Below are 13,701 nucleotides of genomic sequence, written 5' to 3'. Positions count from 1 at the left end.
AAATATTCTTATATCTAAGATTCTTCTGATTCTAAGAGTCTGTTGGTTCTGGTGGTTGCCACCTGTCCCGCTTCGCCTCGCAAAAAGCCAGCAAGCATATTGTCGCGCGCTCGTTTCGCCGGAATGTTGGGTTCTGGGGACAGTCGGGAATCCATCATCGCTTCCAAGGCGTTAGGACCCGGCCGGAAAACCCGGCCCTGTGGACAGGCCAAGGCCAAGCAAATCCGTCCACGGACTTGTCCCCAGCCCACCGGCGAAGCTGACAGCACATCGAATTGTGGACAAACTGGCATCTGATACAGTCGCCTCCAACGAGCCTGGCTCGCTGTCCGACCTTATCCACATCCGCCCACAGCCCCAGGTGATCCTTGTGAACAAACCCCAGAGCTTCTTTCACCTGCACCTGATTTCCGACGCGACCGGCGAAACGCTGCTCGCCGCCGGCCGGGCGGCTTCGGCGCAATACAAGGACGCGCGCGCCATCGAGCATATCTACCCGCTGATCCGCACCGAAAAGCAGGTGGCGAAAGTGTTCGAGGACATCGAGGAGGAGCCCGGCATCATTCTGTACACCGTCGTCGACCAGAAGCTGGCGCGCGGCATCGATGAGCGCTGTGCGGCGATGGGCCTGCCCTGTGTCTCCGTGCTGGAGCCGGTGCTCACCGTCTTCCAATCCTATCTCGGCACGCCGGCCGGCCGGCGCGTCGGTGCCCAGCATGTCCTCGACGCCGAATATTTTCGCCGCATCGATGCGCTCAACTTCACCATGGATCATGATGACGGCCAGCTGCCGCTCAACATGGACGACGCCGATGTCGTGCTGATCGGCATCTCGCGGACGTCGAAGACGCCGACCAGCATCTATCTCGCCAATCGCGGCATCAAGACCGCCAACATTCCGATCGTGCTCGGCGTGCCCGTCCCCGAAAGCCTGGTCGCGGCCAAGACCCCCCTGGTGGTCGGGCTGATCGCCACCGCCGAACGCATCTCGCATGTCCGCCAGAACCGCATCCTCGGCAACAGCAGCTCCTACGTGCCGACCGATTATGTCGACCGCGCCGCCATCAACGAAGAGCTTGCCTACGCCCGCCAGATCTGCACGCGCCATGGCTGGCCGATGATCGACGTCAGCCGCCGCTCGATCGAGGAAACCGCGGCGGCGATCGTTGCCCTGCGGGGGAAGTCGCGCTAGGCAGACGAGATAAGTGAGTATTCCGTCACGCACCCCTCATCCGTCGCCTTCGGCGACACCTTCTCCCGCAGGGGGAGAAGGAAGAACTCGGCGCCGGCGTCCCGCAGATTACCACCAGTTGGCGATTTGCAGCGGCGTCAGCGCAGCACTTCCCTTCTCCCCTTGTGGGAGAAGGTGGCCGAGCGAAGCTCGGTCGGATGAGGGGTGCGTGACGGAACGCCAACCCTGGTGAAGAAGCATGACCGAGAAAATCATCCTCGCTTCCGGCAGTCCGTTCCGCAAGGCCATGCTGCTTAGTGCCGGCGTCGATGTCGAGGCGGTGCCGGCCGAGGTCGACGAGCGCGCGCTCGAGGCGCCGTTGCAGGATAGCGGTGTTTCGCCGGAAGACGTCGCCCTGGTGCTGGCCGAGGCCAAGGCCACCGAGGTGAGCGAGCGCAGGCCAGGTGCGCTGGTGCTCGGCTGCGACCAGACCTTGTCGCTCGGCGACGAGGTGTTCCACAAGCCGGCTGACATGGAAGCCGCGCGGCGTCATCTCCTGGCGTTGTCCGGCAAGACCCATCAGCTCAACAGCGCCGCCGTCCTGGTCAGGGATGGCAAGGTGCTGTGGCGCCATGTCGGCATTGCCGCCATGACCATGCGCAAGCTCGAGCCCGCCTTTATCGGCCGCCACCTCACCCGCGTCGGCGCCAGGGCGCTGGCCAGCGTCGGCGCCTACCAGGTCGAGGGCGAAGGCATCCAGCTTTTCGAGAAGATCGAAGGCGACCATTTCACCATTGTCGGCCTGCCGCTTTTGCCGCTGCTGGCCGAACTGCGCACGCTTGGAGCGATCGATGGCTGAGGCGACGAAGAAGGCCTTTGTCACTGGCCATCCGATCAAGCATTCGCGCTCGCCGAAGATCCACGGCCATTGGCTGGCCAAGCATGGCATCGACGGCAGCTACGAGGCGATCGACGTGGCGCCGCAGGACTTCGCCGAATTCCTGGCAACCCTGCGGGCGAACGGTTATCGCGGCGGCAATGTCACCATCCCGCACAAGGAGGCCGCCTTCGCGCTGGCCGGCCGCCGCGACCAGGCGGCGGAGGAGATCGGCGCCGTCAACACGCTGTGGTTCGAGGACGGCACCCTATGGGGCGGCAACACCGACGGCCATGGCTTTGCCGCCAATCTGGATGATCATGCGCCGGGCTGGGCAAGCAAGGGACCGGCGGTGGTGCTCGGCGCCGGCGGCGCTTCCCGCGCCGTCATCCACGCGCTGAAAGAGCGCGGCGTATCCGACATCCGCATCGTCAACCGCACGCTGGCCCGTGCGGAGGAATTGCGCGATCGTTTCGGCGCCGGCGTTTCGGCGCACGGCATGGCGGCGACCGGCGAACTGCTTGCCGATGCCGGCCTGCTGGTCAACACCACGGCGCTCGGCATGGTCGGCAATGAGGGCCTCGCCGCCGATCCGGCGCTGCTGCCGAGCCATGCGATCGTCACCGACCTTGTCTATGTGCCGCTGGAAACGCCGCTGCTTGCCGCCGCGCGCGCCAGCGGGCTGAAGACGGTGGACGGCCTCGGCATGCTGCTCAACCAGGCCGTGCCCGGTTTCGAACATTGGTTCGGCGTCAGGCCGAAGGTCACGGCCGAACTTCGCGCGATCATCGTTGCCGACCTGGTGCCGAAGCCATGATCGTGCTCGGCCTCACCGGTTCGATCGGCATGGGCAAGTCGACGACGGCCAAGATGTTCGCCGAGGCCGGCGTGCCGGTCCACGATTCCGACGAGACCGTGCACCGCCTCTATGCCGGCAAGGCAGCACCTCTGGTCGAGGCGGCTTTCCCGGGAACAACCGCTGCCGGCGTGGTCGATCGCGCGAAGCTTGGCGCCCGTGTACTCGGTGATACCGCCGCGCTGAAGCAGCTGGAAGCCATCATCCATCCGCTGGTGCGCGCCGATGCCGACGCCTTCCTGGCCAAGCATCGTACCGCGGGCGAATCGATCGCCGTGCTCGATATTCCGCTGCTGTTCGAAACTGGCGGCCGCAACCGCGTCGACAAGGTCGTCGTCGTCACCGCACCCCCCGAAGTCCAGCGCCAGCGCGTGCTGGCACGACCTGGGATGACAGAAGAAAAGCTGGCGGCGATTCTGGCCAAGCAGGTGCCGGATGCCGAAAAACGCCGGCTGGCCGATTTCATCATCGACACCGGCGAGGGGATGGATGCCGCACGTGCTGAGGTCGATGCAATCATCAGGCAGGTCTCCGGGGATCGCTAGGCTCTTCCTTCCCCGCTTGTGGGGGAAGGTGGATCGGCACGCAGCGCCGAGACGGATGAGAGGTGTTCCAGCGGAGTGAGGCGTTGGCGTTCCCTGGAACACCCCTCATCCGACCGCTTCGCGGCCACCTTCTCTCGCAAGGGGAGAAGGGAAAACAGGCATTGGCCATTGCCATTTTGTTCCGGTCTGGCGATTCTGCCCCCAGGAGCACCTGATTCGATGCGCGAGATCATTTTCGATACCGAAACCACCGGCCTGGATTCGCGCGACGACCGCGTGATCGAGCTGGGCGGCGTCGAGCTGGTCAACCGGTTCCCGACCGGCCGCACCTTCCACCACTACATCAACCCTCAAGGGCGCGCGATCCATGCGGAGGCGCAAGCGGTGCACGGCATCAGCGCCGCGGACCTCGCGGGCAAGCCGACCTTTGCCGAGATCGTCGAGGAGTGGCTGGCCTTCGCCGACGGCGCCAAGCTGGTCGCGCACAATGCGACCTTCGATATCGGCTTCCTCAACGTGGAATTCGGCCGGCTCGGTCATCCCGTCATCGATCCCGGCCTTGTCGTCGACACGCTGGCGCTGGCGCGCCGCAAGCATCCGATGGGCCCCAACTCGCTCGACGCGCTCTGCCGGCGCTACGGCATCGACAACACCAAGCGCACCAAGCACGGCGCCTTGCTCGATTCCGAACTGCTGGCCGAGGTCTATATCGAGCTGATCGGCGGCAAGCAGGCCGCCCTTATCCTCGACAGCGCGACCGCGCCGGCGCAGCGCGGTGAAAATGTCCGCCACATCGAAATCATTGCCGCCGTGCGCCCGGCGCCCCTGCTGCCGCGCCTGACCGAGACCGAACGCGCCGCCCATGCCGCCATGGTCGCCACGCTCGGCGAAAAGGCGCTTTGGCTGAAGGCTGCTTCATCCGAAGCAAAGGCCGCGGCGTCGTAAGAGTCAGTACGGCCACTCGCCTCGACCCAGAGCCGCGATCGCCGAAATGATGCTGGCAAATGCGTTTGCCGCTGCCGGCACTGTCGTCCGGGCGCGCAGGAAACTGTGCACCAGGCGCTTTTCCTCGTGCCACCATGCCTTGCCGCCGGCCGCCAGGATGCGGTCGCGATAGGTCTCGCCATCGGATGACAGCGGATCGCATTCCGCCGTGATGATCGCCGTCGGTGGCAGGCCGGAGAAATCCCTGTCGCGCAGCGGCGAAAATGTCGGATCGTCGGGCGATTGCCGCTTGGCCGACCGCACATCGCGGTAGAAGGCAATGTCGCCGACGGACAGCAGCGGCGCGTTTGCGTGTTCGACATAGGAGCCGGACCTCTCGTCGCCGCCGAGACCGGGATAGACCAGCATCTGGCCGATCGCAGCGCGGGAATGACCGCGCGTCGCCTGCGCCACCGCTGCGGCCAGATTGCCGCCGGCGCTCTCGCCGCACAGCACCAGCGGCTCGCTGCTCGTGGCCGCCGCCCATTCCAAGGCGGCCAGCGCATCGTCGAAAGCGGCGGGGTGGACATGTTCGGGCGCCAGCCGGTAATCGACCGACAGCACGGCAAAGCCGGTGCCGGCGCAGATCTCCGCGCAGATATCGTCATGGCTGTCGAGCCCGCCAAGGATGAAGCCGCCGCCATGGTAGTAGAGCACCGTCGCACGCGGAGCGGTGCCGGCGAGCCGGTAGCGCCGGACGGCAATGTCGCGGCCGCCGGCGGCGATCACCCCGTCCTTGGCGACCACGCCAGGCGGATAGGGCTGGCGCAGCGCCCGGCACATGCGGTCGTAGACCGCGCGCTGCTTGGCGATCGGCTGGTCGACGATCTCCGGCGGGTACCAGGCATTGATGCTGTCGATATAGGCCCACAGCGCCGGATCGAGCCGTGTCTCGTATTCGCCGCGGCCGGTCTTGTCAGTCATGCCGGCGATTCAAAGCTCGGCATAGAGCGCGGCCGCATTGTCGAAGCTGAAGCGCAGCGGCACCGAGCCTTCGACCTGCCAGGCGGTGACGGTCTCGCCCGCCAGCAGCCGGCAGGCGCCGTCGTTGTCGGTGACGGCGCCGCCATAGAGCCGATTGGCGAGGTTGAGGATGCCGGTCTGGTGCATGGCCGCACTGCCGCTGCCGCAGGCATCCTTGACCAGCAGCACGCGAAATCCCTTGGCCACCGCGTCCTTCACCGATGCGTCGATGCAGGCCTCGGTCCAGACGCCCGCGACGACGAGCCATTCGATGCCGCTTGCCTTGATCTGATCGGCACCCGGTCCCGAACGGAAGGCGCTGGCCTCGGCCTTGATCAGCAGCGCCTCGCCCTCGGCCGGCGCCACCTCTTGGCAGATTTCGGTCAGCGGGTCGCTCTTGTCGGAAAAGGCCGACTTGCCGTCGGCACCGACCGGGTGAAACGGCCGGTCCTGGCTGTCGAGATCGACGATATAGGCCCAGTGATAGAGCGGCACATGGTTCTGCCGCGCCGCAGCCTGCAGCCGCTGGACATTGGCGAGGATGCCGGCAAAGCCCTCGACCAGATAGCGCGGATCCTGCCGGTGCTCCTCCTGCAGGTCGATGAAGACGGCGGCCACGGTGCCGCGCTTGATGGCGATGGGACTTTTCATGCGGATACGCCTGGGTGATGCATGGGCAAGGCAGTCAAAGACCCTTCCGTATGACGGCGGGACAGGAACGAGGCGCTCATTGGTTGCCAACCGTCAAACCTGCTTCTCCAGAAACTCGTCCTCATAAGGGAAGCGCGATAGGAGCTCAGTGCCAGTCTCGGTGATCAGGATCTCGTCCTCCAGCTTGACGCCCTCGCGGCCGCCCTTCTCGCCTATATAGCTTTCCACGCTCACCACCATGCCTGGCACGATATGGCCGTCGCGGCCATAGGTCTCGTAATCCATGGCATGGGCGATGAACGGTGTTTCGCCATGCATGCCGACGCCGTGCATGACCGAGGTGTAGCGCTGGTCGACGAATCGGTCCGGGATCTTCCACGCCTTCTCGGCGATCTCGCGGAACGCCATGCCGGGTTTGACGATCGAAATGTTGTGCTGAACCTGGTCGTGCGCCATGCGGTAGAGCGACTTCTGGTAGTCGGTCGGCCTGCCCGGCCCGCAGCGGAAGGTGCGGGAAAAATCGGAGTAATAGCCATAGCAGCCGATCGTGTCGGTATCGAGCGCCAGCAGCTCGCCCGGCCGGATCTTGCGGCCACTGGCCTCGTTGAACCACGGATTGGTGCGCTGGCCCGAGGTCAGCAGCCGCGTCTCGATGAACTCGCCGCCCTGGCGGATCACCTCGCCATACATGATGGCGAACAGCTCGTTTTCGGAGACGCCGGGCTTGATCGCCTCGCGCACCGCATAGACGGCGGCCTCGGCGCCGGCCATCGACACCTGCAGGCACTTCACTTCCTCCGGCGTCTTCACCGCGCGCACGGCGAGGATCTCGCCCTGGCAATCCCGCACCTCGCAGCCACGCTTTTCCAAGGCCATCGCCTGCAGATGGCTGCAGCGGTCGAGCCCGAGCTTCATCGAGCCGCAGCCATGTTTTTTCAGGAGTTCCGCGATCTCGTCGGCGAACGGACCGGCGGTCTCGTCGTCGCGGCCGGAGACCGACGACCAGACCAGCTTGGAAGGCCGCGCCTCGTCGATCGTGTCGAGCACCATCGAGACATGGTAGCTCTGCGGATATTCGAACAGCACGATCGGCCCTTCGGTCGGAATGAAGAAATAGCGGGTCGAGTTGCGCAGGAAATAGCCGAACATGTTGCGCGAGCCGGTAGCGTAGCGCTGGTTGTAGGGGTCGAACAGCACGACGCCGCCATAGCCAGCTTCCCGCATCCAGCCGCGCAATTTGGCCAGCCGGCCTTTGCGCAGCGCATCCGCATCGATGAAGGACGGCTCGGTGTCCGACAGCCACATGCCGCCCGCCGGATCGGCCGCCGCGGGGTGGCGCATGCGATCCTTGAAGTCCACGTCCTCGGTGCTGTCGGGGTCGAATACGACGATGCTCATGGGGTGCCTGGCCTTGGGTCGCTTGGGAAGGCCGAGCATGGCGCAGACGGGGTGGAGGCATTGTGCGGAAAACCGCGTTTGTTGTGCGGGATGCCGCTGGGCAACAAGACATGCAGGTGCCAAGCGCCCCCCTCTGTCCTGCCGGACATCTCCCCCTCAAGGGGGGAGATTGGCAGCTTTGGCCTCATCGCTCTTTTCTTCATCGCTGAAAATGGCGAAAGCCGTTGTTACATCCGATCTCCCCCCTTGAGGGGGAGATGTCCGGCAGGACAGTGGGGGGCGCTGTCCCGCCATTCCTTTGACTACCCTAACGCCGTCGAGCCAGCTTCGGCGCGTGCCCATGCTCTTCCCGAAAGGCCCGGGCAAAGCTCGACATCGAGGCGAAGCCGCAGGCCAGCGCCACGTCGCGCACGGCAAGCGTCGAATGTGCCAGCAGGTCGGCGGCGCGTTTCAGCCTGAGCCGCCGGTAATAGCCATTGGGCGAGATGGCGAGTTCGGACCGAAAACTGCGTTCGAGCTTGTCGGAGGAGACGCCAAGCCGCGCCGTCAGCTCGGCCATGCCGAGCCGCTCCTCGACCGCGTCCTCCATGATGGCGATGGCCGACAGCACCAGCTCGTTCTGCACCCCGGTGCGCAGCCTGAGCGGCATCAGCTTGCGGTCGACGCTGGAGCGCAGCTGGCTGTGCACGAACCATTCGGCGACGCCGGCGGCAAGCTCGGCGCCGTAATCCCGGGTGATGATCTCCAGCATCATGTCGAGGCTGCCGACGCCGCCGGCCGACGTAAAACGCTTGCGGTCGATGACATAGAGGTCGCGCCGCAGCTCGATGTTCGGGAACGCCTCGGTGAAGGCGGCCTGGCTGGTCCAGTGCAAGGTGCAGGCATGGCCGTCGAGCAGGCCCGCGCGAGCCAGGAAGAACGCCGCGTCCGCCACCGCGCCGATATGGGCGCCATTGCGCAGGCTGCGGCGGATCCAGCTCGCCGCGTCCTCGGCGACCAGGTGATCGGCATCGCCGCCCGAGCACACGACGATCCGGTCGACCTTGGGCGCATCCTCGGCGTAAAAGCCCGGTTGGATGACGACGCCGTTCGAAGCCTCGACCGCCCCTTTCGTGCCGCCGACGATGATCCAGCGATAGCACTGCCGCTTGGCCAGCACATTGGCGGCGCGCAGCGGCTCGATGACCGAGCTGAACGCCATCATCGGAAAGCCGGGAAACACCAGCACCGCGAAGGTGAGGGGTTCGGTGGGTTTCGGGGGTTCGCGCGTGGCCATGATGTCCGCAGCCGAAATTGAGGAGCTACAATTCGGGCAGATGGTGTGCGGGGTCAACCGGGGATGAGCTATCCCCCCAGCGCCTGATCCAGATCCGCGATCAGATCGTCGCCATCCTCGATTCCCGCCGATAGCCGCACCAGCGAATCCGAGATCCCGATCTCCGCCCGCTTCTCCGACGGAATAGACCCATGCGTCATCAGCGCCGGGTGTTCGATCAGGCTCTCGACCCCGCCGAGGCTTTCGGCCAGAGTGAACAGTTGCGTGCGTTCGAGGAAGCGTTTTGTGCCGGCAAGATCGCGGTCCAGCACGACGGTGATCATGCCGCCGAAGGCGTACATCTGCTGGACGGCGATGGCGTGCTGCGGGTGGCTGGCGAGGCCGGGATAGATGACGCGGCGTATGTCGTTGCGGGCTTCCAGCCACTGCGCGATCTTCAGCCCGTTGTCGGAATGCCGCTCCATGCGCAGCGCCAACGTCTTCAGGCCGCGCAGCGCGAGGAAACTGTCGAACGGGCCCGATATGGCGCCGATCGCGTTCTGCAGGAATTTCAGCTGGGCGGCCAGTTCCTTGTTGTCGCCGACCACCGCCACGCCACCGACCATGTCGGAATGGCCGTTGAGATATTTGGTCGTCGAATGGACCACGATGTCGATGCCGAGTTCCAGCGGGCGTTGCAGATAGGGGCTGCAAAACGTGTTGTCGGCGACCGAAAGGATGCCCTTGCGCTTGGCAAGTGCGGCGACGCCTTCGAGGTCGACGATGCGCAGCAGCGGGTTGGTCGGCGTCTCGACCCAGAGCATCTTCGTCTCCGGCCGGATCGTGGCCTCCACCGCCGCAAGATCGGTGAAATCGACGAACGAGACCTTGAGGTCGGCAGAGCGCTTGCGCACCCGCTCCATCAGCCGGAAGGAACCGCCATAGATGTCGTCGGTGGCCACGATATGGGCGCCGCTGTCGAGCAGCTCCAGCACGGTGGCGATCGAGGCCAGTCCGGAGGCGAAGGCGAAAGCCGCCGAGCCGCTTTCGAGGTCGGCCACGGCGCGCTCGAAGGCAAAACGCGTCGGGTTCTGGCTGCGGGCATATTCAAAGCCCTTGTGCACGCCGGGCGACTGCTGGCCATAGGTCGAGGTGGCGTAGATCGGCACCATCACGGCGCCTGTCAGCGGATCGTGGCTCTGGCCGCCATGGATGGTGCGCGTCGAGAAAGCCAGGCGGTTCTTGCCCGATGGCGAGGGATTTTCAGTCATCGTGCGCGCCTCAAATGGTTGATCAGGTCAATGCGGGTAATCAGGCCGACGAACTCGTCGCCGTCGAAGATGATGGCGACCTCGTTGCGGTCGAACACCGGCAGCAGCGCATCCAGCGTCTGGCTGGCCTGCAGCGTGTGCAGGTTGGAGGTCATCGCCGTGCGCACCGGCATGTTGAAGCGCTCCCAGCGCCCGTCATAGGGACCGTCGACGTGGGCCAGGATATCGCTTTCGTCGACGATGCCGACGAGCTTGCCATTGTCGAGCACCGGCAGCTGCGAGACATCGGAACGGCGCATGCGGCCATAGGCGTTGAGCAGGCTTTCGTCCGGGCCGATAGAGACGGTGTCGCCGGTGCGGTGCGTGCGCATTACGAGGTCGCGCAGGTCGCCATGCTGCTCGTGTTCGGCCAGCCCCTGCTCGGCCAGCCAGAAATCGTCGAACACCTTTGACAGATATTTGTTGCCGCTGTCGCAGACGAAGGTAACGACGCGCTTGGCCGAGGTCTGCTCGCGGCAATAGCGCAGGGCCGTCGACAAAAGCGTGCCCGAGGATGAGCCGGCCAGGATGCCTTCCCGGGAGAGCAGGTCGCGCACCGCCAGCATGCTCTGCTTGTCGGTGATCGAATAGGCCTTCTTGACCAGCGACAAATCGGCATTGGGCGGCACGAAATCCTCGCCGATGCCTTCCACCGTCCAGCTGCCGGCCTCTTCCATCTTGCCGGTCTTGATCAGCGGCGCCAGCACCGAGCCGACCGGATCGGCGAGCACCATTTCGGTCTTCGGCGAAACCTTGGCGAAGTAACGGCCAAGCCCGGTCAGCGTGCCGCCCGAGCCGACGCCGACCACCACCGCGTCGACATCACCGTCAAGCTGCGAAAAGATTTCGGGGCCGGTGGTGGTTTCGTGGGCCAGCGGGTTGGCCGGGTTGGCGAACTGGTTGGCATAGAAGGCGCCGGGCACGTCTGCAGCGATCTTCTCGGCCATGTCCTGGTAATATTCGGCATGCCCTTTGCCGACATCGGAACGCGTCATGCGCACCTCCGCGCCCAGCGCGCGCAGATGCTGGATCTTTTCACGCGACATCTTGTCGGGCACGACCAGCACGATTCGGTAGCCCTTGGGAATGCCGACCTGGGCAAGGCCGAGGCCGGTATTGCCGGCGGTCGCCTCGACGATGGTGCCGCCCGGCTTCAGCCTGCCCTCCTTCTCGGCCGCCGCGATCATCGACAGCGCGATGCGGTCCTTGATCGAGCCACCCGGATTCTGGCTTTCAAGCTTGATGAACAGCCGGCACTTGCCGGTGTCGAACTTGGTCAGCTCGACCACCGGGGTCTGGCCGATAAGGTCGAGAACCGATTTGTAGGGCGGACGCAGCCGGGAGGATGGACCGTCCGAGAGGGCGCTACCCAGGGCAGCGATCTTGTGCTTGCTCATTCAGATGCTCCATGATCAAGCGACCGCCTCGCAGGCTGGGCGGCAGCGTAGCCTCTTTTCCGGCCGTTTACAGTCGGAAAGAAGATAGAACGTGCCAATCGGCCGGCCAGATAAGGAATGAAATTCCGGGTTCTGGCGGTGGCGTACACCAGCCTCCCAATCCAACGATTGGCGGGACGCACCCCCCTCTGTCCTGCCGGACATCTCCCCCGCAAGGGGGGAGATTGGCCGTCATCTCGGCTTTCGCCTATCTCCAACGGCAAAAGTTGGGGCCACCAGAGAAGCTGCCGATCTCCCTCCTTGCGGGGGAGATGGCCGGCAGGCCAGAGGGGGGTGCTGTCCCGCCGGCATCAAGAGGTTTGTCTCAGCCTAAGAGCCGCTTGCTCAGCCGCGCGCACTGGACGCGGATATCGGGGATGGCGTCGATTTCGAAGAAGGTGCCCCTGGTCAGCGGGCCGACCGCCAGGATCTTGGCCGATACCGTGCCGTCGCTGGCGATGATCTCGCAATTGGCCGACACGTCGAGGCCGATGCGCAGCGGGTCCGGCCGGGCCAGCCCGCGGTCGACCAGCGAGCGCACCACGCTGTTCGACGAGGTCGAGATGTCGCGCACGATGCCCGAGCAATCATAGATGCGGGCGACGTCGAAGGTCTCGAGGCGCTGCGTGTGGCGCGACTGGACCTTGACCGTGAACTCCGCGCCGCGTGCGATGTCGATGACGCGGCCGGCCACCAGCCGGATGCGGCCGGACTGCACGGCCTGCGTCACCCGGGCGTAGACTTCGGGCGCCATGCGGTGGCGGTGGATGTCCCACCACGCCTTGGTGTGTTCGACGAAGCGGCGCTTGGCCGAGGATGGCCAGTTCTGCCAGATCTTCTGGTTGAACGGCCTGAGGCCATCGACCACGTCGCGCCAGTCGACGCCGGCCTTCTGGTTTTCCTTGATCAGCTTGCGGAACCAGCCGACGAAATAGGAAAGCTGGGTGCCGAGCGGGATGTCGGCGACGTCGAGTTTGATCGGGTTACCCTTGCGGTGCGGCGAGGGCAGCAGACCGCGCCGCGACACCGCGACGATGTCGCCGCGGTGGCCGCGCTGTTCCAGCGCCAGGAACGCATCGACCATGCTGAGGCCGGTGCCCAGCACCATGACGCTGCTGTCCGGGGCAAGCGCGGTGTCGGCTTCCGAGCCCATCCTGATCGCATGGCCTTGGGCCGGCTCCTCGTCATGGCCGGTGGCCAGCACCGCAAGATGGGCGACGACGCTGGTGCCGTTGGCGAGCGCGACCTCGACGCCGGACGCGGTGGGCGTGATCGACAGGCTTTCCTCGCGGATCAGGCGAAGCCGCCCCGTCTTGAGTTCGCGGGCCTCGAGCTCGTCGAGCAGTTCGCCGAGATAACGCGCATAGACGCTGCGCGGCGCATAGACCGGCGCCTGGTCCTGGGTGGCAAGGCCGCGCTCCAGCAGCCAGCGCCAGAAATTGCCGGGATCGTCGGCATAGGCGCTCATGCCGGCGGCGCTGACATTGAGCACATGCGCCGACAGCAGCGTGGAATAGGCGATGCCCTGGCCGAAATGCGGGCGCTTTTCGACCAGCGTCACGCGCAGATCGGGATTGGGTGATTTCAAGAGATGCGCCGCCAGCACGACGCCGCTGGCGCCGCCGCCGACAATGATGATCGAATTGGCGCGCCCGCTCATGCGCGTTCCAGCCCCATGCGAACTGTCAGGGTGCGAACTGTCAGGGTGCGAGGCGTCAGGCCTTGATCTTGACCGCGACTGCAAGGTCGTCGCTGCCCGTCGCGTCCGCAAGGTCGTCGAGGCCGATGTCGCGCATTTCGGCGAGGCTGCGCTGGTCGAGCACCTCGGCGATCGCCTGCCGGACCTCGAGCATCAGATGTCGGACTTGGCATGTCGCCTCGTTGCAGTCTTCACAGCGCTGATATTGTGTGCGGCTGGCGCATGGAATTGGCGCCAGCGGACCATCGAGCACGCGCACGACGTGGCCGATCTTGATCTCGTCGGCCGGCCGCGCCAGGCGATAACCACCGTCCTTGCCCTTGCGGCTCTGGACGAAGCCGGCATTGCGCAGCTCGCCCAGGATGGCGTCGAGGAATTTCTTCGGGATGTTGTTGCCGGTCGCGATATCGCCGACGAAAGCGAGCTGTCCGGCGGGCACCCGCGCCAGGTGGACCAGCGCCTTGAGGCCGTACTTGCCTTTTTTGGTGAGCATGAACCGAACGTTTCTCTGTCATGCGATGGCCTCGAGCCATCCGTTGCGAAACGCCTGGCGTGC

Annotated in this window: 13 protein-coding genes; 5 read left to right on the top strand and 8 right to left on the bottom strand. The window is 65.3% G+C overall.

Translation table 11 applies throughout. The annotated features are described in order from the left end of the window. Window positions 1-277: 277 nt before the first annotated feature. The 5 genes from AC0NIH_RS04215 to dnaQ all read left to right on the top strand — a co-directional run bounded on the left by AC0NIH_RS04215 (window position 278) and on the right by dnaQ (window position 4,394). Entirely contained in the window at window positions 278-1,192 is a 915-nt protein-coding gene (locus AC0NIH_RS04215; protein ID WP_473466359.1) for a pyruvate, water dikinase regulatory protein, read from the top strand. A gap of 238 nt (window positions 1,193-1,430) precedes the next feature. Beyond that, window positions 1,431-2,030 carry a Maf-like protein gene (locus AC0NIH_RS04210; protein ID WP_473466362.1) on the top strand — a complete coding sequence of 200 codons (600 nt, stop codon included), beginning with the start codon at window positions 1,431-1,433 and terminating at the stop codon, window positions 2,028-2,030. Continuing rightward, window positions 2,023-2,865 (top strand): shikimate dehydrogenase, encoded by an 843-nt coding sequence (locus AC0NIH_RS04205; protein WP_473466365.1) that lies wholly within the window; start codon window positions 2,023-2,025, stop codon window positions 2,863-2,865. Before AC0NIH_RS04210 ends, AC0NIH_RS04205 begins: the two co-directional genes overlap by 8 nt. Then, window positions 2,862-3,449 (top strand): dephospho-CoA kinase, encoded by a 588-nt coding sequence (coaE, locus tag AC0NIH_RS04200; protein ID WP_023768963.1) that lies wholly within the window; start codon window positions 2,862-2,864, stop codon window positions 3,447-3,449. Before AC0NIH_RS04205 ends, coaE begins: the two co-directional genes overlap by 4 nt. 219 nt (window positions 3,450-3,668) lie before the next feature. After that, window positions 3,669-4,394 carry a DNA polymerase III subunit epsilon gene (gene dnaQ / locus AC0NIH_RS04195; RefSeq protein WP_473466367.1) on the top strand — a complete coding sequence of 242 codons (726 nt, stop codon included), beginning with the start codon at window positions 3,669-3,671 and terminating at the stop codon, window positions 4,392-4,394. A gap of 3 nt (window positions 4,395-4,397) precedes the next feature. Here dnaQ and AC0NIH_RS04190 read toward each other — a convergent pair whose 3' ends face one another. The 8 genes from AC0NIH_RS04190 to AC0NIH_RS04155 form a co-directional block, all read right to left on the bottom strand. Next, on the bottom strand, window positions 4,398-5,357 hold the full coding sequence (locus tag AC0NIH_RS04190; protein ID WP_473466371.1) for an alpha/beta hydrolase: 960 nt from the start codon (window positions 5,355-5,357) through the stop codon (window positions 4,398-4,400). A gap of 9 nt (window positions 5,358-5,366) precedes the next feature. Further along, window positions 5,367-6,047 (bottom strand): isochorismatase family protein, encoded by a 681-nt coding sequence (locus tag AC0NIH_RS04185; protein WP_473466374.1) that lies wholly within the window; start codon window positions 6,045-6,047, stop codon window positions 5,367-5,369. Window positions 6,048-6,140: 93 nt separating this feature from the next. Next, window positions 6,141-7,445 carry a M24 family metallopeptidase gene (locus tag AC0NIH_RS04180; protein WP_473466377.1) on the bottom strand — a complete coding sequence of 435 codons (1,305 nt, stop codon included), beginning with the start codon at window positions 7,443-7,445 and terminating at the stop codon, window positions 6,141-6,143. A 307-nt stretch (window positions 7,446-7,752) separates the two neighbouring features. Further along, the gene (locus tag AC0NIH_RS04175) at window positions 7,753-8,721 is read right to left on the bottom strand and encodes a GlxA family transcriptional regulator (RefSeq protein WP_023768968.1); all 969 of its coding nucleotides are present in this window, start codon (window positions 8,719-8,721) and stop codon (window positions 7,753-7,755) included. Between the two features lie 68 nt (window positions 8,722-8,789). Beyond that, complete coding sequence (locus AC0NIH_RS04170; RefSeq protein WP_473466380.1) at window positions 8,790-9,971, bottom strand: trans-sulfuration enzyme family protein; 1,182 nt, start codon at window positions 9,969-9,971, stop codon at window positions 8,790-8,792. After that, entirely contained in the window at window positions 9,968-11,407 is a 1,440-nt protein-coding gene (locus AC0NIH_RS04165) for a pyridoxal-phosphate dependent enzyme (RefSeq protein WP_473466382.1), read from the bottom strand. The genes AC0NIH_RS04170 and AC0NIH_RS04165 overlap by 4 nt, the downstream gene beginning before the upstream one ends. A 364-nt stretch (window positions 11,408-11,771) precedes the next feature. After that, window positions 11,772-13,106, bottom strand: coding sequence for an FAD/NAD(P)-binding protein (locus AC0NIH_RS04160; protein ID WP_224732255.1), 1,335 nt, complete (start codon window positions 13,104-13,106; stop codon window positions 11,772-11,774). A gap of 55 nt (window positions 13,107-13,161) precedes the next feature. Next, window positions 13,162-13,638, bottom strand: coding sequence for an RrF2 family transcriptional regulator (locus tag AC0NIH_RS04155; protein WP_473466385.1), 477 nt, complete (start codon window positions 13,636-13,638; stop codon window positions 13,162-13,164). Between the last annotated feature and the right edge of the window lie 63 nt (window positions 13,639-13,701).

It is taken from the genome of Mesorhizobium sp. WSM1386 (genome assembly GCF_055901595.1).
Note: the sequence above shows the minus strand (reverse complement) of the source record. Positions and strands in the feature narration are given on the sequence as shown.

Excerpts from the sequence above, each read along its gene's own strand:
- AC0NIH_RS04175 (WP_023768968.1), bottom strand. The coding sequence starts at position 8,721 with ATGGCCACGCGCGAACCCCCGAAACCCACCGAACCCCTCACCTTCGCG.
- coaE (WP_023768963.1), top strand. The coding sequence starts at position 2,862 with ATGATCGTGCTCGGCCTCACCGGTTCGATCGGCATGGGCAAGTCGACG.
- AC0NIH_RS04170 (WP_473466380.1), bottom strand. The coding sequence starts at position 9,971 with ATGACTGAAAATCCCTCGCCATCGGGCAAGAACCGCCTGGCTTTCTCG.
- dnaQ (WP_473466367.1), top strand. The coding sequence starts at position 3,669 with ATGCGCGAGATCATTTTCGATACCGAAACCACCGGCCTGGATTCGCGC.
- AC0NIH_RS04160 (WP_224732255.1), bottom strand. The coding sequence starts at position 13,106 with ATGAGCGGGCGCGCCAATTCGATCATCATTGTCGGCGGCGGCGCCAGC.
- AC0NIH_RS04165 (WP_473466382.1), bottom strand. The coding sequence starts at position 11,407 with ATGAGCAAGCACAAGATCGCTGCCCTGGGTAGCGCCCTCTCGGACGGT.
- AC0NIH_RS04210 (WP_473466362.1), top strand. The coding sequence starts at position 1,431 with ATGACCGAGAAAATCATCCTCGCTTCCGGCAGTCCGTTCCGCAAGGCC.
- AC0NIH_RS04190 (WP_473466371.1), bottom strand. The coding sequence starts at position 5,357 with ATGACTGACAAGACCGGCCGCGGCGAATACGAGACACGGCTCGATCCG.
- AC0NIH_RS04180 (WP_473466377.1), bottom strand. The coding sequence starts at position 7,445 with ATGAGCATCGTCGTATTCGACCCCGACAGCACCGAGGACGTGGACTTC.
- AC0NIH_RS04205 (WP_473466365.1), top strand. The coding sequence starts at position 2,023 with ATGGCTGAGGCGACGAAGAAGGCCTTTGTCACTGGCCATCCGATCAAG.
- AC0NIH_RS04185 (WP_473466374.1), bottom strand. The coding sequence starts at position 6,047 with ATGAAAAGTCCCATCGCCATCAAGCGCGGCACCGTGGCCGCCGTCTTC.
- AC0NIH_RS04155 (WP_473466385.1), bottom strand. The coding sequence starts at position 13,638 with ATGCTCACCAAAAAAGGCAAGTACGGCCTCAAGGCGCTGGTCCACCTG.